This is a genomic window from Microbacterium sp. FW305-3-2-15-F-LB2 (assembly GCF_058787255.1).
Window position 1 is genome coordinate 823,969 of the sequence record NZ_JBYSZO010000001.1, and the last position, 19,286, is coordinate 843,254.

The following is a 19,286-nucleotide window of genomic DNA, read 5'->3' on the forward strand; positions in this document are numbered from 1 at the left end:
TCGGGTCGTTGCCGATGACCCTCGCCGTCACGCCGCTGAGCGACTCGGGAGGGGGCGCCGTCGAAGCGGGGGATCGGAGACCTCGGGCCCGCGGTAGACCATGTCCATCGCGCCGATGGACTCGCCGGGCGGGACGATCTCGTCGATCCGGTCCAGAACGTCGTCGCTCAGGACGACGCCCACGCCCGACAGGGTGTCCTCGAGCTGTTCCATCGTCCGCGGGCCGGCGATGGCCGCCGTGACTCCGGGGTGGCTGATCGCGAAGGCCATCGCGAGATGGGACAACGGCAGACCGGCATCCTGCGCCAGTTCCACCAGCTGCTCGATGACGGCGAGCCGGCGCTCATCGCGGAAGTGTCGCATGCCCGTCTGTGCGCGGAACGTCGCGTTCTCCTGCCCGGCGCGATAGCGGCCGCTCAGCGCTCCACCGGCCAGCGGGCTGTAGACCAGCGAGCCCATTCCGTAGCGCTGGACGACGGGCAGGATCTCCCGCTCGATCTCGCGATCGAGGATCGAGTAGTTGGGCTGCTCGGTGCGGAAGCGTTCGAACCCTCGGCGTTCCGCCGCCCACTGCGCCTCGACGATCTCCGAGCCCCGCATCGACGACGTACCGATCGCGCGTACCTTCCCCTGGTGGACCAGATCGGTGAGCGCGGACAATGTCTCTTCGATGTCGGTGTCGGGGTCGGGGCGATGCAGCTGGTAGAGATCGATCCAGTCGGTGCGCAGATTCCGCAGAGAGCGATCGACCGCTTGGACGATCCAGCGCCGGGACGCACCGCGGTGGTTGATGTCGTCATCCACCGGTCCGAAGAACTTCGTCGCGAGGACGACCTCTTCACGCCGTCCCTGAATCGCCTCCCCGACCACCTCCTCGGAGTCTCCGTAGCGATCAGCCGTGTCGATGACGTTGATTCCGGCGTCGAGGGCCCGACGGATGATCCGGATGCCCTCCTCTCGGTCGGGATTCCCGAACGAGCCGAGCATCATCGCGCCCAGTGCGAACGGCGTCACCTTGATTCCGGTGCGTCCCAGGTTTCGGTACTGCATGGCGGCTCCTCTAAGCTGTATCGGAACGTTGTTCCGTATCAAGCACTATACGGAACGTTGTTCCGTTTATGCAAGGGGTCATCATGACGGCGACGCGGGCTCGGGCCGCACGGGCGGATGCGCGGCAGAACCTCAACGCGCTGCTCGACGCTGCGCGGGACGTTTTCGCGCGCTCCGGTGTCGACGCACCGGCCCGCGAGATCGCGGCCGAGGCTGGTGTCGGCGTCGGCACGCTCTATCGGCATTTCGCCAATCGTGCAGCGCTCGTCGCCGCAGTCTTCACCAGTGAGATCGACGCGACCGCGGCGGCGGCGGCTGAGCTCGCAGCCGCCCACCCGCCCGGCCGAGCCCTCGACCTCTGGGTGGAGAGGTTCACGCGGTTCGTCGCCACGAAGCAGGGGCTGTCCGCCGCGCTTCACTCCGACGATCCCGCCTTCGCGGCGCTGCCCGCACATCTCATCGACACGCTCGGGCCGGCGATGACGACACTGCTGGACGCCGCCGCCACCAGCGGGGAGGTGCGGGCCGGGGTCGATCCGCTCGACTTCCTGATGGCCGTCGCCGATCTCAGCCACCGCGCGCCGTCGAACGACGGCAGCCCGAACCAGATGGTCCGGCTGCTGCTCGACGGGTTGCGCACCCCGCCGGAGGAACGGCGCGGCGACTGAGACGGCCGCCCGGCGCGGTCGCTGTCGTTCGTCGGATGACGTCTCGAGTCGCGCTCGCCCGCGACGGAATCGCCGTGGCCCGTGGCCCGCGGCGGTCGGCCTTCAGCCGAGGGCGAGCGGCCAGTCCTGAGCTATGCGGTCGTCGTTCCGCAGAAGCCCGCCGATCCACAGGTCGGCGCGACCGAGGCTGTTGATGTGCGCGTGACGGAGCAGACCCTCGTAGCGGAAGCCGAGACGACGGGCGATCCGCGCCGAGCCGATGTTGCCGACCACCGCCCGCCATTCGATCCGTTCGACCGCGGGTCGGTCCTCGGCGAACGCCCAATCGATCACGGCGGCGGCCGCTTCGACGGCGACCCTCTGCTGCCGCGATTCGCGCGCCACCCAGTAGCCGATCTCGGGCGCGCCGCTGTCGAGCTTCGCGAGACCGATCATTCCCGCGAGGCGCCCGTCGCGTCGGATCGCCCATGTGGGCTGCGTCCCGTCCGCCCACCACTCGCCCGTCAGCTCGACGAAGCGCACTGCGTCCTCGAGCAGGTACGGGGACGGAACCGTCGTATAGCGCTGCAGGTCGGCATCCTGACACGCCGCATGGATGGACGCGATGTCGGCTGTCGTCGGGGCCGAGAGCTCCAGGCGGGCGGTGTACAGGTGGTCGGGCTCCATCCGCCCACGGTATCGGCCGTCGGTGGCGGAGCCCGGGATCAACCGCGGCGCAGCAGACCCACGCGGTCGTAGACGTCGGCGAGGGTCTTCTCGGCGACGGATGCCGCCCGCTCCGCGTTCGACGCCAGGACGCGGTCGAGTTCGGCGGGGTCGTCGAGCAGCTCGAGGGCGCGCTCTCGCACCGGCTCGAACTCGGCGACCACCACCTCGGCGAGGCCCTTCTTGAAGTCGCCGTAGCCGCGCCCGGCGTACTCGTCCTCGATCGACGAGACCTCGCGGCCGGTAAGGGCCGAATAGATCACGAGCAGGTTCGAGACACCCGGCTTGGCCTCGCGATCGAAGCGCACCGCGCCCTCCGAGTCGGTGACGGCGCGCATGATCTTCTTCGCGCTCACCTTCGGCTCGTCGAGCATCCACAGCACGCCCGCGTCGGACTCGGCCGATTTCGACATCTTGGACGTCGGGTTCTGCAGGTCGTAGATGCGGGCCGTCTCGCGCTGGATCATCGGCTTCGGCATCGTGAAGGTCTCACCGAATCGCTGGTTGAAGCGCTCGGCGAGGTCGCGCGTGAGCTCGATGTGCTGCTTCTGGTCGTCGCCGACCGGCACGACGTCGGTCTGATACAGCAGGATGTCGGCGGCCATCAACACCGGGTAGGTGAAAAGGCCGACATTCGTGGCATCCGCGCCGTAGCGGGCCGACTTGTCTTTGAACTGCGTCATGCGTCCGGCCTCGCCGAAGCCCGTCAGGGTCGACAGCACCCACTGCAATTCGGCGTGCGCCGGGACATGCGACTGCACGTACAGCGTCGAGCGCGACGGCTCGATGCCGGCGGCGATGTACTGCGCCGCGGTGCGACGCGTCTTCTCGCGACGCTCGGCAGGGTCGCCGGGCTGGGTCAGGGCGTGCAGGTCGACGACGGAGAAGAACGCGTCGTACTCGTCTTGCAGCGCGCGCCACTGCAGAAGGGCCCCGATGTAGTTGCCGATCTGGAGGCTGTCGGCGGAGGGCTGCATTCCGGAGTAGAGGCGCTGCTGGGTCACCGTATGATCCTAGGGCGCTCAGCCGGTGCGGATCATGGCGCGGCTGCCGCCGCGGGACTCATCTGCCGAGCGTGTAGTCGGCGATGACCGGGGCGTGGTCGCTCCATCGCGTGTCGTAGGAGGGGGCGCGGTCGACGCGGTAGCCGGTGACCCGCTCCGCCAGGGCGGGGGTGACGACGTGATAGTCGATCCGCCAGCCCGAGTCGTTGTCGAACGCTTTTCCCCGCATCGACCACCAGGTGTAGGGACCCTCCACCTCGCCCGCGTGGCGACGGCCCACGTCGACCCATCCGAGCCCGGGCCCGGTGGAGCCGTCGACTCCCTCGACCTGTTCGCCCGCGGGCCCGAAGAACCGGTCGAAGTAGGCGCGTTCGCGCGGCAGGAACCCCGCGTTCTTGCGATTGCCCTTCCAGTTCTTGATGTCGAGCTCGCGGTGCCCGACGTTCAGGTCGCCCATGAGGATGGCCAACGGCTGCGTCGCCGCCAGCTCGGCGAGACGCGCCTCCATGGCATCCAGGAACAACCACTTCGCGTCTTGCTTCGGGGTGTCGACCTCACCGCTGTGCACGTAAGCGCTCACGACGGTCAGGGTCTCGCCGTCGATGTCGAAGTCGGTCTCGATCCAGCGGCCCGAGGCGTCCAGCGGCTCGGGGCCGAGGTGGGTGCGCGTCTCGACGCCGGGCAGGCGGCTGACGATCGCGACGCCCGCGCGGCCCTTCTGCAGGGCCTCGTCGTTGACGATCTGCCACCCGGGAAGGGCTTCGGCGAGCTGTTCGGCGGTCGCCCGCACCTCTTGCAGGGCGAGGATGTCGGCGCCCGAGGCGTCGAGCCATTCAGTCATGCCCCTGCGGACGGCGGCACGGATGCCATTGACGTTGACGGAGACGATGCGTACGGAACGAGCCACCCGTCGAGCCTAACGGCGGCCTCCGACATGGCGAGGCGTGGGCCGACCTGCCGCCGAATCGCGGCCGCTCCGGCGCCCCGCCACCTGCGGCGCCGGGCGTCGCCGCCCCGCCACCCGCGGCGCCGGTCGACCGCGCTCAATCCAGCAGCAGGGTCGAACGCCGCGGTGCGGGCAGTTCCGCCTCCAGCCGTGCCAGGTGGGCTCGGGCGGCCCGGAGGCGGCGCCGAGCCATCCACCGCCGGGGCCAGGGGGCGAGCGCTGCTCGTTCCTCGGCTTCGCGAACGGCGACCTGCGCGGCGATGACGAGGGCGGTCTGCTCCATCGCCCGCCGATCCTCGGGAGAGCGCAGGGGCACGTCCCGGTCGTCGGCCGCCACCGCGATCCACGCGGCGGCGACGAGGATCACGATCCCCACGAGCCGGAACCACAGCAGGAACCCGATGAGCACCGTGAATGTCGCCAGCAGCGGGTTCGAGGGGGTGTAGACGAACAGGAAACCCGCGGCGACCTGCAGCACGACGAGTCCGGCCGAGCCGACGAGCGCGCCGGGCCAGGTGCGCCGCCAGGTGAGCGCCGTGCCGGTGAGGAAGCGGAACAGCGACGCCAGGGCGAGGGTGTTCACGCCGAACGCGATGATCAGCGACACGCCCCGTGCGCCGAGCGACCACCACGCGGTCTCGCGCGTCCAGCCGATGAGACCGAAGATCAGGTCGACGGCGCCCGTCGTCACCGAGCCGAGCAGAGCGCCGATCAGCAACGCGACGCCGAACAGCACCGACGCGAAGAAATCGCGCGCCTTCAACAGGAGATAGTTGCGCAGATCGAAGGGGAGACCGAAGGTGTCGCGGACGGCCCGCCGGGTGAAGGTGACGAACCCGATGGTCGTCCAGATGACGACGACGCCGGCCACACCACCGGTCACGCCGAGGAGCTTGCCGCTCTCCTGCGCCACTGCCTCGACCTGCTCGGGCTTGACCAGGCCGTTCGCGCTGATGATGCCGGGGATGTAGCTGTTGACGATGCGGATGAGCCCGTCGATCGCCGTCTTGCTGCCGCCCAGCCAGATGCCGACCCCGGCGAAGGCGAGGTACAACGCCGAGAACATGGCGAACAGGCCCTGATAGCTCATCCCGGCGGCGAGCAGGAATCCGTTGTGCCGCAGGAAGTGGCGCCACACGCGCACCGGGAACAGCTGCGCGACCTTCGCGGCCCGCGCGAGGGGCTGATCCAGACGTCCTCGCACGGCGCTCTGCGCCGCCTCGAGACGCTCGCGCAGCGACGTCTCCTCGCTGGCCGCGCCGGGCAGCGGTCGAGGGTCGCGGCGGTCGTTCACCTGACGAGCCTAATGAATGGATGCCTCGGCCGGCATGCGTCCGGCCTCGCGCCGCGTCCTCTCGCAACGACGAACGGCGGGGCGCCGAAGCGCACCCGCCGTTCGAGAAGACCAGGCTCAGCGACCGCGAAGGACCGCCTGCTTGACCTCGGCGATGGCCTTGGTGACCTCGATGCCGCGGGGGCACGCCTCGGTGCAGTTGAAGGTGGTGCGGCAACGCCACACGCCTTCCTTGTCGTTGAGGATGTCGAGGCGCACATCGCCCGCGTCATCGCGCGAGTCGAAGATGAAGCGGTGCGCGTTGACGATCGCCGCGGGGCCGAAGTACTGGCCGTCTGTCCAGAACACGGGGCACGACGAGGTGCACGCGGCGCAGAGGATGCACTTGGTGGTGTCGTCGAAGACCTCGCGGTCGACGATCGACTGGATGCGCTCCTTGCCCGGCTCGGGCTTGCTGTTCGCGATCAGGAAGGGCTGCACCTCGCGGTAGGAGGCGAAGAATGGCTCCATGTCGACGATGAGGTCCTTCTCGAGCGGCAGGCCCTTGATCGCCTCGACGTAGATCGGCTGCGAGATGTCGAGGTCCTTGATCAGCGTCTTGCAGGCCAGACGGTTACGGCCGTTGATGCGCATGGCATCCGATCCGCAGATGCCGTGCGCGCACGAGCGGCGGAACGACAGCGTGCCGTCGACCTCCCACTTGATCTTGTGCAGGGCGTCGAGAACGCGGTCGGTGGAGTACAGCTCCACGTCGTAGTCGACCCAACGCGGCTCCTCGTCGACCTCGGGATCGAAGCGGCGGATGTTGAACGTGACCAGGAACGACTGGATGCCGGTGTCTTCCGGGGTCTGCTCGACGTCGTCGGAAGTGTCGACGGTCTCAAGGACGGTGGATGCCATCTCAGTACTTCCTCTCCAGGGGCGGGTAGCGCAGTTCGCCGGCGTCATTCTTGGTGAAGACGACGGGCTTCCAGCCGAGTTCGATGCGGTCGGCGGGGTGCGACGAGTGCGGGTCGCCGGTCAGGTACGCCATGGTGTGCTGCATGTAGTTCTCGTCGTCGCGCGTCGGGAAGTCGTCGCGCATGTGACCGCCGCGGCTCTCTTCACGGTTCTGCGCCGAATAGACGACGACCTCGGCGAGGTCGAGGAGGAACCCGAGCTCGACGGCCTCGAGCAGGTCGGTGTTGTACCGCTTGCCCTTGTCGTCGACGTGGATGTTCTTGTATCGCTCGCGCAGGTCGGCGATGATGTCGAGCACCTCGGCGAGGGAGTCGTGGGTGCGGAACACCTGAGCACCCTTGTCCATCTCGTCCTGCAGCGTCTTGCGCAGGACCGCGATGCGCTCGGTGCCACCGTTGTTGCGCAGGCCCTCGATCATCTCGCGGACCTCCTTCGCCGGGTCCTCGGGGAGGGCGACGAAGTCGGCGGTCTGGACGTACTCGACGGCGTTGCGACCGGCACGCTTGCCGAAGACGTTGATGTCGAGCAGCGAGTTGGTGCCGAGACGGTTGGAGCCGTGCACGGAGACGCAGGCGCACTCGCCCGCGGCGTACAGACCGGGCACGACCGTGTCGTTGTCGGACAGGACCTCGGCCTTGATGTTCGTGGGGATGCCGCCCATCGCGTAGTGGGCGGTCGGCATCACGGGAACCGGCTCGACGACCGGGTCGACGCCCAGGTACGTCCGGGCGAACTCGGTGATGTCGGGGAGCTTGGTTTCGAGGACCTCGGCGCCCAGGTGCGTGCAGTCCAGCAGCACGTAGTCGCGGTGCGGGCCGGCGCCGCGACCCTCGGCGACCTCCTGGACCATGCAGCGCGCGACGATGTCGCGAGGCGCCAGGTCCTTGATCGTGGGCGCATAGCGCTCCATGAAGCGCTCACCGCTCGCGTTGCGCAGGATCGCGCCCTCACCGCGGGCGCCCTCGGTCAGCAGGATGCCGAGACCGGCGAGGCCGGTCGGGTGGAACTGGAAGAACTCCATGTCTTCCAGCGGCAGGCCCTTGCGCCACACGATGCCGACGCCGTCGCCGGTGAGAGTGTGGGCGTTCGACGTGGTTTTGAAGATCTTGCCGAAGCCACCGGTGGCGAAGACGACCGCCTTGGACTGGAAGACGTGCAGGTCGCCCGTGGCGAGCTCGTAGGCCACGACGCCGGCGACCTGGGTGTTGCCCGCGTCGTCCTTCACCGTGATGAGGTCGAGCACGTAGAACTCGTTGAAGAAGTTGATGCCGAGCTTGACGCAGTTCTGGAACAGCGTCTGCAGGATCATGTGGCCGGTGCGGTCGGCCGCGTAGCAGGCTCGGCGGACGGGCGTCTTGCCGTGGTCCGCGGTGTGCCCGCCGAAGCGACGCTGATCGATCTTGCCCTCGGGCGTGCGGTTGAACGGCAGGCCCATGTTCTCGAGATCGATGACCGCGTCGATCGCCTCTTTGGCGAGGATCTCGGCGGCATCCTGGTCGACGAGGTAATCGCCGCCCTTGATCGTGTCGAAGGTGTGCCACTCCCACGAGTCCTCTTCGACGTTCGCGAGCGCCGCGGCCATGCCGCCCTGCGCCGCGCCCGTGTGCGAGCGGGTCGGGTAGAGCTTCGAGATGACGGCCGTTTTGGCTCCCGGCCCGGCTTCGATCGCCGCGCGCATCCCGGCGCCGCCGGCGCCGACGATCACGATGTCGAACTGGTGGTAGTGCACGCCGTCCTTGACGATCGTGTCCGCGCTGTTCTGGGTGCTCACGTGTGCAAAGCCTCTGCTGTCTCAGTCGGGAAGGAGGATGCCTCGGCTCACGCCTGGCAGATCTCCCACAGGGAGCTGCTCTCGGTCACGCCGAGGCAGGGGTCGAAGGTGAAGACGACGAGCGTGCCGAGCAGGATGAGGAACGCCGCGGACAGCACGATCGCGCCGACGAGGATGCGACGGACCTGGGGCGTCGTGACGTAGTCGTTGACGATGGTGCGCATGCCGTTGGCGCCGTGGATGAGCGCGAGCCAGAGCATCAGCACGTCCCACCACTGCCAGAACGGCGAGGAGAGCTTGCCGGCGACGAACGCGAAGTCGACCTGGTGGATGCCGTCGCCGGTCATCAGGTTGACGAAGAGGTGACCGAAGATCAGGACGATCAGCAGCACGCCCGAGGCGCGCATGTAGATCCATCCCCACTTCTCGAGGTTGGAGCCCTTCTTCCGCACGGCGGGCGTGCGGGGTGCGGGGATCGTGCTGGCTTCCTGGGCGACGGACATCAGTGGCTCCCCGTGACGGCGCTGAAGACGTTGATGAGGTGGCGCGGCGTGAAGCCGAGCATCGTGACGACCCAAAGGCCCAGCACGCCCCACCAGAGCTGACGCTGGTGACGCGTGGCCCACGGCCAGAAGTCGACCAGGATGATGCGCAGGCCGTTGAAGGCGTGGTAGGCGATCGCACCGACCAGGGCGACCTCGCCCAGGCCCATGATCGGGTTCTTGTAGGTGCCGATCACGGCGTCGTATGCCTCGGGGGAGACGCGGATGAGGGCCGTGTCCAGGATGTGGACCAGGAGGAAGAAGAAGATCGCGACGCCTGTGATCCGGTGCAGGACCCAGGACCACATGCCTTCGCGGCCTCGGTAGAGAGTGCCGCGTGGCCTCTTCGAGGTGGTCTCTTTCACCGACGGCGTGGCACGTGCTGGTGCTGACACGGTCGTCCTCCCTGATCGAACACGGTGTGGGGGCCTGCGCAGGCCCTGAGCGTCACACGGGCGCGACTGAATACTACGTCGGGGCTATGAATCCGGGGGATGAGGGTCGCCTAACACTCTCTCGATGTCGAGATAGTTTCGCCTCCGTTTCTTCCCGATTTTGTTTCCCGCCGGGTGGGGGAGGGCGGCGGCTCGCCCGTTAGTGTCGGTGCCATGGCCGAACCTGCTATCGACGACTTCTACGCCGTGATCCCCGCCGGTGGGATCGGCAGCCGCCTCTGGCCGCTCTCCCGCGCGGACGCCCCGAAGTTCCTCCACGACCTGACGGGCTCGGGGCAGACCCTGCTCCGCGACACGTGGGACCGGCTCGCGCCGCTCTCCGGTGCCGACCGGATCGCCGTGGTCACCGGCCGCGCGCACCGCGCCGCGGTGGAGCGCGAGCTGCCCGGCGTGCCCGACCACAACGTGTTCCTCGAGTCCGAGCCGCGCGACTCCAGCGCCGCCATCGGCCTGGCCGCGGCCATCCTCGTGCGCCGCGAACCCGACGTCATCATCGGCTCGTTCGCGGCGGATCACGTGATCCGCCAGACGCGACAGTTCGATTTCGCCGTGCGTCAGGCGGTGGCCGTCGCCCGCGCCGGTTACATCTGCACCATCGGCATCCAGCCCAGCGAGCCCTCGGTCGGGTTCGGCTACATCAAGAAGGCCGACGAACTGATCGTCGACGGGGCGCCCGAGGCGTACACGGTCGAGCGCTTCGTCGAGAAGCCCGACCTCGACACCGCGAAGGAGTATTTCTCCGACCGCGCGTACCTCTGGAACGCGGGCATGTTCATCACCCGCGCCGATGTCCTCTTGGCGGAGCTCGCGGTGAACGAGCCCGAGCTCCACGCGGGACTCATCGAGCTCGCCGAGGCGTGGGACGACCGCGATCGCCGAGGCCCGGCGGTCGATCGCCTCTGGCCCAGCCTGAAGAAGATCGCGATCGACTACTCCGTCGCCGAGCCCGCGGCCGAGAAGGGTCGCCTGGCGGTCATCCCGGGCCACTTCGACTGGGATGACGTCGGAGACTTCGCGAGCCTGTCCAAGCTCAACTCCTCCGGCGGGCGAAACGAGCTGGCGATCCTGGGGGAGGACGCGCGTGTCCTGGCCGATTCCTCGAGCGGGATCGTCGTGACCCAGACCAAGCGCGTCATCAGCCTCATCGGGGTGCGGGACATCGTCGTGGTCGACACCCCCGACGCGCTTCTCGTCACCACCAGCGAGCACGCTCAGCGCGTCAAGGGCGTCGTGGACGCGCTCAAACTCACCGGTCGCGGAGACGTCCTCTGACACTGGATGCCGCTGTCCGAGGCATCCAGTCCCGGATCGACGGTCGCTGTGTGGCGCGCGCGTCACGCGAGATTGCGTCTTTGTAACCATTGGCGTGGACGGCACGTCCTGGTACGCAACCGGTTCGTCACAGTGGGTAACGTGACTCCATCGTCCCCCGAACCCGTTGGGGGCCCCCGTCTTGGAGGACCATTCGTGAAGACCACGAAGAAGGCCGTCGTCAGCGGCCTCGCGATGATCGGCACGGCCGTGCTGCTGGCCGGCTGCGGTGCCGCGCCCGAGAGCACCGATTCGTCGGCGGCCGCCGGTGCCAGCGACTACCTGCCCTGCATGGTGTCGGACTCGGGCGGGTTCGACGACAAGTCGTTCAACCAGCTCGGCAAGGAGGGCCTCGACGCCGCCGCCGCCGAGCTCGGCTCGAAGAAGCCGATCGAGGTCCAGTCGCAGGCCGAGACCGACTTCGCCTCCAACCTCTCGAGCCTCGTCGACCAGGGGTGCAACACGATCATCACGGTCGGCTTCCTCCTCGCTCCGGCTGCCCTCGAGTCCGCGAAGGCGAACCCCGATCTGCAGTACGTCTCGATCGACGACACCGTCGACCAGGACTTCGACGGCAAGACCGATGCCGACAACATCAAGCCGATCATCTTCGACACCGCGCAGGCCGCGTACCTGGCCGGCTACCTCGCCGCGGGCGTGTCCAAGACCGGTGTCGTCGGCACCTTCGGCGGCATGAACATCCCCACCGTCACGATCTTCATGGACGGCTTCGCCCAGGGCGTCGAGAAGTACAACACCGACAACGGCACCTCGGTGCGCGTGGTCGGTTGGGACCGCGCCGCGAAGGACGGCTCCTTCACCGGTGGCTTCGAGGCCAACGACACCGCCCGTCAGACCGCTCAGGCGATCATCGACCAGAACGTCGACGTGCTCCTGCCCGTCGGTGGCCCGATCTACCAGTCGGCCGCCGTCGCGATCCAGGACGCGGGCCGCGAGATCGCGCTCGTCGGTGTCGACGCCGATGTGTTCGAAACCGACCCCTCGATCGGCAGCCTGCTGCTGACCTCGATCCTCAAGGGCATCGATGTGGGTACGAAGGACGCCATCGTCGCCGCCGGTAACGGCGAGTTCGACACCACCCCGTTCATCGGCACGCTCGAGAACGACGGCGTCGGAATCGCTCCGTACCACGACTGGTCGGACCGGGTTCCCGCCGACCTGACCACGAAGATCGACGCCCTCAAGGCCGACATCGTCTCCGGCAAGATCACGGTCGAGTCCTACCTGGCCGGCTGAGGCATCCATTCTCCTGGGGGAGGCCGGCTCCGTGCCGGCCTCCCCTCCCTTATGGGGTCGTCGTGCGGCCCCTGGACCGGACCCGCTCACGAGGCGGTTCCTCCGCCCGCACCCCGGATGCGGTGCCACAGAACTTAGGATCGGGAACATGAAGCTCGAACTCCGCGGGATCACGAAAACCTTCGGATCCCTGGTGGCGAACGATCACATCGACCTCACCGTCGAGGCCGGCGAGATCCACTGCCTGCTCGGTGAGAACGGTGCCGGCAAGTCCACCCTGATGAACGTCCTGTACGGCCTGTACCAGGCCGACGGGGGAGAGATCCTGCTGGACAACGCCGTCCAGCACTTCGCCGGGCCCGGCGACGCCATGCGCGCCGGCATCGGCATGGTGCACCAGCACTTCATGCTCATCCCCGTCTTCACCGTCGCCGAGAACGTGATGCTCGGACACGAACCCACGAAGTTCGGCGGACGACTCGACCTCGCGGCGGCGCGCGCGAAGGTGAAGGAGATCTCCGACCGCTTCGGTTTCGACGTCGACCCCGACGCGCTCGTCGACGACCTGCCCGTGGGTGTGCAGCAGCGCGTCGAGATCATCAAAGCGCTGTCGCGGGATGCCAAGGTGCTCGTGTTCGATGAGCCGACCGCCGTGCTCACACCGCAGGAGACCGATGAGCTGATGGCGATCATGCGTCAGCTCAAGGCATCCGGGACTTCCATCGTCTTCATCACGCACAAGCTCCGCGAGGTCCGCGAGGTCGCCGACCGCATCACGGTGATCCGCCTCGGCAAGGTCGTCGGCGAGGCCGACCCGCGCGCCTCGAACGCTGAACTCGCGTCGCTGATGGTCGGCCGCGCGGTCGAGCTCACGGTGCAGAAGGAAGCGCCGACACTCGGTGACGTGGGCCTGTCCGTCTCGCACCTCACCGTGGTCGACGCGATCGGTCAGCTCGTCGTCAATGACGTGAGCTTCGACGTGCGGCGCGGTGAGGTCTTGGCGATCGCCGGCGTCCAGGGCAACGGCCAGACCGAGCTCACCGAGGCGCTGCTGGGACTCCAGGAACGCGTCGAGGGATCCATCGTGCTCGATGGCGCCGAGCTGAACGGGCAGAAGGTCCGGGCGGTGCTCGACGCCGGCGTCGGATTCGTTCCCGAGGACCGCAAGGAAGACGGGCTCGTCGGGGAGTTCTCGGTCGCGGAGAACCTCATGCTCGACCGCGCCGACGGTGCACCGTTCGTCAAGGGCGGGGCCCTCCAGCTCTCGACGCTCGCCGACTTCGCTCGCGAGAAGGTCGACGAGTTCGATGTGCGCACGCCCTCGATCGAGACGCCCGTCGGCCGTCTCTCCGGCGGCAACCAGCAGAAGGTGGTCCTCGCGCGTGAGTTGAGCCGCGACCTGCGTCTGTTCGTCGCTGCCCAGCCGACCCGAGGTGTCGACGTCGGCTCGATCGAGTTCATCCACAAGCGCGTCATCGAGACCCGTGACACGGGGGTCCCGGTGATCGTCGTCTCCACCGAGCTCGACGAGGTCACCGCTCTCGCCGACCGCATCATGGTCATGTACCGGGGCCGCGTCGTCGGCATCGTCCCGGGCGACACCTCGCGCGACGTCCTCGGCCTCATGATGGCCGGCGAAGCGCCTCAGACCGAAGGAGTCGCCGCGTGAGCGATTCGCACAGCCCGCACGACCCGACGGCCGCTCGTGCCGAGCGCGCGACCGATGTCGCATCCGCGACCGACGCTGACATCGCGCTCGAGGGCGGGGCGGCCGTCGACCCCGCTGCCGGCGCCCGCGTCGTGACGCCCCCGCCGGCACCCGAAGAGAACCGGTGGAGTCGCGCGCTGCGCGAGATCGCCACGGGCAACGCGATCATCTCGGTGCTCGCCGTCATCCTCGCCCTGGTGGTCGGCGCGATCATGATCGCTGCCACCGACGAGAACGTGCAGGCCGCCTCGGCGTACTTCTTCGCCCGGCCGGGTGACACGCTCGCTGCCATCTGGCAGTCCGTGTCCGGGGCCTACGCCTCCTTCTTCCAGGGGGCGATCTACAACTTCCGCCGCCCCGAGTTCGCCACCGGCATCAAGCCGTTGACCGAAACCCTGACCTTCGCGACGCCCTTGATCGCGGCGGGCCTGGGTGTGGCCCTGGCGTTCCGCGTCGGCATGTTCAACATCGGCGGCCGTGGGCAGATGCTCGTCGCCGCGGCCGCGGGCGGGTGGGTCGCCTTCTCCTTTGACCTGCCGTGGGGCATCCACATGCTGATTGCCCTCGTCGCCGGTGTCGCCGCGGGCGCGATCTGGGCCGGTATCGCGGGCGTCCTGAAGGCACGCACGGGCGCGCACGAGGTCATCGTGACGATCATGCTCAACTACGTGGCGTACTACCTCGTGTACTACATGCTGCGCACGCCCGGCCTGCTGCAGGCGCCGGGGTCGAGCAACCCCACGACGCCGCCGATGAAGGACACCGCGGTCTTCCCCGACCTCTTCGGCTCGGGCTACAACCTGCACTTCGGGTTCATCCTCTCCCTCGTCGCCGTTGTGCTGGTGTGGTGGATCCTGGAGCGTTCGTCCCTCGGCTTCCGGTTCCGCGCGGTCGGCTTGAACCCGAACGCGGCGCGCGTGGCCGGCATCAACGTCAAGTCCATGTACGTCTACGCGATGCTCATCTCCGGTGCCCTCATCGGCCTCGCCGGCGTCGACCAGGTGCTCGGCACCGTCACGACCGGATTCTCCAGCGGCATCGACGCGGGTATCGGGTTCGACGCGATCACGGTGGCGTTGCTGGGCCGCTCCACCCCGGTCGGCGTGCTCGTGGCCGGCATCCTGTTCGGTGCGTTCAAGGCCGGCGGCTTCGCCATGCAGGCGGCGAACGGTGTGCCGATCGACATCGTCCTGGTCGTGCAGTCGCTCATCGTGCTGTTCATCGCCGCACCCCCTCTGGTGCGTGCGATCTTCCGTCTGCCGGCTCCCGGGGCACGCCAGCCCAAGGTCCGCGCCGCCAAGAAGAAGGAGGCGGCCCGGTGAGCACCACAGCCGCACACCCCCAGGCCGCTCCCGCGGCCGATGCGCTCGACACCGCCGTGGTCGTCAGCTGGAAGGCTCCGATCGTCTATGGCGTGATCACGGTGCTCGCCGCCGTGCTGTTCGTCGTCGCGCGGCAGGACGGCGACGCCGTCTTCCGCATCTCGAGCCCCGGAGAATTCATCCAGCTGCCCGAACTGGTTCTCGGCGGCGTGGTCACCGGCGCCGTGTGCACCGTTCTGCTCGCACTGGTGACGGTCGCGAGCGTCCTGATCGTGCGCGCGCACCGTCGCCCGCCGATCTGGTTGGCCGTGATCTTCGCGGTCGTGTTCATGGTCGGGTTCCTCACGTGGGCGGCCGCCGGCGCGACGACGGCGGTCATCCCGCTCACGGGTCTGCTCGCGGGCGGACTCAGCCTGTCGGTGCCCCTCATCTTCGGCGCCATGGCGGGCGTGCTCAGCGAGCGTGTCGGCGTGGTCAACATCGCCATCGAGGGTCAGCTGCTCGCGGGGGCATTCACCTCTGCGGTCGTGGCCACCGCCACGGGCAACCTGTTCCTCGGTCTTCTCGCCGCCTGCATCTCGGGCGTCCTGGTGTCGTTCGTGCTGGCCGCGTTCGCGATCAAGTACTTCGTCGACCAGGTGATCGTCGGTGTCGTGCTCAATGTGCTGGTCGTGGGGCTCACGAGCTTCCTGTTCTCGCAGCTGCTCTCCCCGCACGCCGACACGCTGAACTCGCCGCCGCGCTTCGCACGCCTGCCGATCCCTGTGCTGGCCGACATCCCGATCATCGGGCCGATGCTGTTCAACCAGACGATCATCGTCTACCTGATGTACGTCACGGTGGTCGCGGTGTACGTCGGGCTCTTCCACACCCGCTGGGGCCTGCGTCTGCGCGCCGTCGGTGAGCACCCGCAGGCGGCGGACACCGTGGGCATCAACATCGCCCGCACGCGATTCTGGAACGTCTCGCTGGGTGGTGCGATCGCCGGTCTCGGCGGCGCGTTCTTCACGCTCGGCTCGGTGGGAGCGTTCAACAAAGAGATGACCGCCGGCGCCGGCTACATCGCGCTCGCGGCCGTCATCTTCGGTCAGTGGGACCCCATCCGCGCGACCCTCGCGGCGCTGCTGTTCGGCTTCGCCTCGAACCTGCAGAACACGCTCGGCGTCATAGGCTCGCCGGTGCCCAGCGAGTTCATGCTCATGCTGCCGTACGTCGTGACGATCTTCGCCGTCGCCGGTCTCGTCGGGAAGGTCCGCGGCCCCGCGGCCGCCGGCAAACCGTATATCAAGGGCTGATCCGGCCCACCTTCCCCTTCACGAGAGGACCCTCCGCTCCACGATGACCGACATCGACTGGGACGAACTCCGTTCCGCCGCCACCGAGGCGATGCACCGCGCCTACGCCCCCTATTCCCGTTTCAAGGTGGGCGCCGCGGCGCTCGTCGCCGACGGGCGCATCGTCGCGGGCTGCAACGTCGAGAACGCCTCGTACGGGGTGACCCTGTGCGCCGAGTGCGGTCTGGTCTCCGAGCTGCACATGACCGGTGGCGGACAGCTCGTGGCATTCGTCTGCGTCGACGGTGAGGGGCGCACGCTCATGCCGTGCGGCCGGTGCCGTCAGCTCCTATTCGAGCACGCGATCCCGGGCATGCTGCTCGAGACCGTCAGCGGCATCCGGACGATCGACGAGGTCCTCCCCGACGCCTTCGGTCCCCGCGACCTCGAGGAGGCCGCCCGGTGAGCGCCGAGCAGTACGACGCCGTCGACATCATCCGGGCCCAGCGCGACGGTCGCGCGATCTCGGAGGGGGAGATCCGCTGGCTGGTCGACGCGTATACGCGCGGCTACGTCATGGACGCGCAGATGTCGGCGTTCACGATGGCGGTGCTCCTGAACGGTCTCGGGCGCGATCAGATCCGCGTGCTGACGGATGCCATGATCGCCTCGGGCGAGCGGATGGACTTCTCGTCGCTCGGAAAGCCCACGGTCGACAAGCACTCCACCGGCGGCGTGGGTGACAAGATCACGCTGCCGCTGGCGCCGCTCGTCGCCTCGTTCGGGGTGGCCGTACCGCAGCTGTCCGGCCGCGGCCTCGGGCACACCGGCGGGACGCTGGACAAGCTGGAGTCCATCCCGGGCTGGCGCGCCGCGCTCTCCAACGACGAGATCCTCGCGCAGCTCGCCGAGGTCGGTGCCGTCATCTGCGCGGCGGGCACGGGACTCGCCCCCGCCGACAAGAAGCTCTACGCGCTCCGCGATGTCACCGGGACGGTCGAGGCGATCCCGCTGATCGCGTCGAGCATCATGTCGAAGAAGATCGCGGAGGGCACCGACTCGCTCGTGCTCGACGTCAAGTTCGGTTCCGGCGCGTTCATGCAGGACATCGACCGGGCGCGCGAGCTCGCCGAGACGATGGTCGCCCTGGGCACCGATTCGGGAGTGAACACCACCGCACTGCTCACCGACATGAACACCCCGCTCGGTCGCGCCATCGGCAACGCCAACGAGGTGCGCGAGTCTGTCGAGGTGCTCGCCGGAGGCGGTCCCGCCGACGTCGTCGAGCTCACGGTCGCGCTCGCCCGCGAGATGCTCACGCTCGCGGGGCAGCCCGACGCCGACGTCGAGGCCGCCCTCGCCGACGGCCGTGCGATGGACGTCTGGAAGCGCATGATCCGGGCGCAGGACGGCGATCCGGATGCCGCTCTCCCCACCCCCCGCGAAACGCACACGGTCGTGGCCGATCGCGCCGGCGTCGTCACCCGCGTCGAGGCTCTGCCGTTCGGCATCGGAGCGTGGCGCCTGGGCGCCGGGCGCGCGCGGGCCGAGGACGCCGTCGTGCACGCCGCGGGTATCGATCTCCACGTGACGGTGGGCGACTCCGTCGCGGCCGGTCAGCCGCTGTTCACCCTGTCGGCCGATGATGAGGCGCGCTTCGATCGTGCGCTCGCCGCGGTCGACGGTGCGTGGGAGATCGGCGACACCGCTCCCGCGCGCACCCCGCTCGTGCGCGAGCGCATCACCGCGTGATGGCATCCGACCCGAGGAGCACCATGGCAACCGACGACGTCCGCATTCAGGGCAAGAAGCTGAAGAACCTGCCGAAGGTGTCGCTGCACGACCACCTCGACGGGGGAATGCGGGCGCAGACGGTGCTCGAGCTCGCCGACGACATCGACCTCGAGGTTCCCGCCGACGATGCCGAGGGCCTCGCAGATTGGTTCTCCGACCACGTCGAGTCGGGCTCGCTCGAGGACTACCTCGAGAAGTTCTCCCTCACCGTCGGTGTGCTGCAGACCCGTGAAGGACTCGTGCGGGCCGCGAAGGAGTTCGTCGAAGACCTCGCCGACGACGGCGTCGTCTACGGCGAGGTGCGGTGGGCGCCCGAGCAGCACCTCACGCGCGGCCTGAGCCTGGACGAGGTCGTCGACGCCGTGCAGGAGGGCATCGAGGAGGGCGAGGATGCCGCGGACGCACGCGGCAAGGACATCCGGGTGGGGCAGCTGCTCACCGCGATGCGGCAGGGGTCCCGCTCCCGCGAGATCGCCGAACTGGCGGTCGCGTGGCGCGGGCGCGGCGTCGTCGGCTTCGACCTCGCCGGTCCCGAGGACGGCTTCCCGGCCTCGAACCACCGCGCGGCGTTCGACTATCTCGCCGATCAGTTCTTCCCCACGACGGTGCACGCGGGCGAGGGTGCGGGGCTGGCATCCATTCGTTCCGCCCTCATCGACGGTCGGGCCGTCCGTCTCGGGCACGGTGTGCGGATCGCCAACGACCTCGACGTCGTCTCGCGGGAGGGCGAGGAGGTGCTCGTCACGTTCGGCGACATGGCGCGCTGGGTGCGCGACCGCGAGATCACGCTCGAGCTGTCGCCGACGTCCAATCTGCAGAGCGGCGCCATCACGGCGTGGGGCGACACCTTCGACGCCCACCCGTTCGATCTGCTGTATCAGCTGGGCTTCTCGGTCACGGTGAACGTCGACAACCGCCTGATGAGCCGCACCACGCTGACGCGCGAGCTCGGGCTGCTGGCGCAGGCGTTCGACTACGACCTCGACGACCTCGAGGCGTTCCAGCTCAATGCCGCCGCCGGCGCTTTCCTGCCGGTCGAGGAGCGCGAGGAGCTCATCGAGATCATCGCCGAGGGCTTCGCGCGCTGACGCCACAGCCGTGCCGGGCGCGGGCGCTCGTGCGCGGCCGGAGGTGTGGCGCGTGTACCGCGTTCCGGCGGCGGTGCGTGCGGCGCGGGAGGGCGCGGCGGCGGCGGTGCGTGCGGCGCGGGAGGGCGCGGCGGCGG

The 19,286-nt window shown here is 68.7% G+C and carries 18 protein-coding genes; 9 read left to right on the forward strand and 9 right to left on the reverse strand.

The annotated features are described in order from the left end of the window. Positions 1-27 precede the first annotated feature (27 nt). Complete coding sequence (locus tag AC3WLZ_RS03985; RefSeq protein WP_492469152.1) at positions 28-1,050, reverse strand: aldo/keto reductase; 1,023 nt, start codon at positions 1,048-1,050, stop codon at positions 28-30. Between the two features lie 83 nt (positions 1,051-1,133). Here AC3WLZ_RS03985 and AC3WLZ_RS03990 point away from each other — a divergent pair, with 83 nt between their 5' ends. Continuing rightward, positions 1,134-1,718 carry a TetR/AcrR family transcriptional regulator gene (locus AC3WLZ_RS03990; RefSeq protein ID WP_412923800.1) on the forward strand — a complete coding sequence of 195 codons (585 nt, stop codon included), beginning with the start codon at positions 1,134-1,136 and terminating at the stop codon, positions 1,716-1,718. Between the two features lie 102 nt (positions 1,719-1,820). Here the strand turns inward: AC3WLZ_RS03990 and AC3WLZ_RS03995 are convergent, their stop codons facing one another. The 8 genes from AC3WLZ_RS03995 to sdhC all read right to left on the reverse strand — a co-directional run bounded on the left by AC3WLZ_RS03995 (position 1,821) and on the right by sdhC (position 9,335). After that, a complete protein-coding gene (locus AC3WLZ_RS03995) occupies positions 1,821-2,384 on the reverse strand; it encodes a GNAT family N-acetyltransferase (RefSeq protein ID WP_492469153.1) in 564 nt (187 codons plus the stop codon). A gap of 38 nt (positions 2,385-2,422) precedes the next feature. Continuing rightward, positions 2,423-3,427 carry a tryptophan--tRNA ligase gene (trpS, locus tag AC3WLZ_RS04000; protein ID WP_492469154.1) on the reverse strand — a complete coding sequence of 335 codons (1,005 nt, stop codon included), beginning with the start codon at positions 3,425-3,427 and terminating at the stop codon, positions 2,423-2,425. Between the two features lie 58 nt (positions 3,428-3,485). Further along, positions 3,486-4,334 carry an exodeoxyribonuclease III gene (locus tag AC3WLZ_RS04005; RefSeq protein ID WP_492469155.1) on the reverse strand — a complete coding sequence of 283 codons (849 nt, stop codon included), beginning with the start codon at positions 4,332-4,334 and terminating at the stop codon, positions 3,486-3,488. 136 nt (positions 4,335-4,470) lie between these two features. Then, the gene (locus AC3WLZ_RS04010) at positions 4,471-5,667 is read right to left on the reverse strand and encodes a YihY/virulence factor BrkB family protein (protein ID WP_412923804.1); all 1,197 of its coding nucleotides are present in this window, start codon (positions 5,665-5,667) and stop codon (positions 4,471-4,473) included. 117 nt (positions 5,668-5,784) lie between these two features. Next, positions 5,785-6,567: a succinate dehydrogenase iron-sulfur subunit gene (locus AC3WLZ_RS04015; protein ID WP_492469157.1), complete on the reverse strand. Its 783-nt coding sequence runs from the start codon at positions 6,565-6,567 to the stop codon at positions 5,785-5,787. Position 6,568: 1 nt separating this feature from the next. After that, the gene (gene sdhA / locus AC3WLZ_RS04020; RefSeq protein ID WP_492469158.1) at positions 6,569-8,398 is read right to left on the reverse strand and encodes a succinate dehydrogenase flavoprotein subunit; all 1,830 of its coding nucleotides are present in this window, start codon (positions 8,396-8,398) and stop codon (positions 6,569-6,571) included. A 47-nt stretch (positions 8,399-8,445) separates the two neighbouring features. Continuing rightward, complete coding sequence (locus tag AC3WLZ_RS04025) at positions 8,446-8,901, reverse strand: succinate dehydrogenase hydrophobic membrane anchor subunit (protein ID WP_412923807.1); 456 nt, start codon at positions 8,899-8,901, stop codon at positions 8,446-8,448. Continuing rightward, positions 8,901-9,335: a succinate dehydrogenase, cytochrome b556 subunit gene (gene sdhC, locus AC3WLZ_RS04030; protein WP_013583715.1), complete on the reverse strand. Its 435-nt coding sequence runs from the start codon at positions 9,333-9,335 to the stop codon at positions 8,901-8,903. Before sdhC ends, AC3WLZ_RS04025 begins: the two co-directional genes overlap by 1 nt. Positions 9,336-9,548: 213 nt before the next feature. Here sdhC and AC3WLZ_RS04035 point away from each other — a divergent pair, with 213 nt between their 5' ends. The 8 genes from AC3WLZ_RS04035 (at position 9,549) to AC3WLZ_RS04070 (ending at position 19,149) form a co-directional block, all read left to right on the forward strand. Further along, complete coding sequence (locus AC3WLZ_RS04035) at positions 9,549-10,667, forward strand: mannose-1-phosphate guanylyltransferase (RefSeq protein WP_412923808.1); 1,119 nt, start codon at positions 9,549-9,551, stop codon at positions 10,665-10,667. Positions 10,668-10,862: 195 nt separating this feature from the next. Then, a complete protein-coding gene (locus AC3WLZ_RS04040; protein ID WP_412923809.1) occupies positions 10,863-11,963 on the forward strand; it encodes a BMP family lipoprotein in 1,101 nt (366 codons plus the stop codon). A 148-nt stretch (positions 11,964-12,111) separates the two neighbouring features. Then, on the forward strand, positions 12,112-13,632 hold the full coding sequence (locus tag AC3WLZ_RS04045; RefSeq protein WP_492469159.1) for an ABC transporter ATP-binding protein: 1,521 nt from the start codon (positions 12,112-12,114) through the stop codon (positions 13,630-13,632). Continuing rightward, entirely contained in the window at positions 13,629-14,993 is a 1,365-nt protein-coding gene (locus tag AC3WLZ_RS04050) for an ABC transporter permease (protein WP_412923812.1), read from the forward strand. The genes AC3WLZ_RS04045 and AC3WLZ_RS04050 overlap by 4 nt, the downstream gene beginning before the upstream one ends. Further along, a complete protein-coding gene (locus AC3WLZ_RS04055; RefSeq protein WP_412923813.1) occupies positions 14,990-16,288 on the forward strand; it encodes an ABC transporter permease in 1,299 nt (432 codons plus the stop codon). Before AC3WLZ_RS04050 ends, AC3WLZ_RS04055 begins: the two co-directional genes overlap by 4 nt. Before the next feature lie 43 nt (positions 16,289-16,331). Further along, a complete protein-coding gene (locus AC3WLZ_RS04060; RefSeq protein ID WP_412923814.1) occupies positions 16,332-16,733 on the forward strand; it encodes a cytidine deaminase in 402 nt (133 codons plus the stop codon). Then, positions 16,730-18,019 (forward strand): thymidine phosphorylase, encoded by a 1,290-nt coding sequence (locus AC3WLZ_RS04065; protein ID WP_412923815.1) that lies wholly within the window; start codon positions 16,730-16,732, stop codon positions 18,017-18,019. Before AC3WLZ_RS04060 ends, AC3WLZ_RS04065 begins: the two co-directional genes overlap by 4 nt. Before the next feature lie 23 nt (positions 18,020-18,042). Next, on the forward strand, positions 18,043-19,149 hold the full coding sequence (locus tag AC3WLZ_RS04070) for an adenosine deaminase (protein WP_492469160.1): 1,107 nt from the start codon (positions 18,043-18,045) through the stop codon (positions 19,147-19,149). The last annotated feature ends 137 nt before the right edge of the window (positions 19,150-19,286 follow it).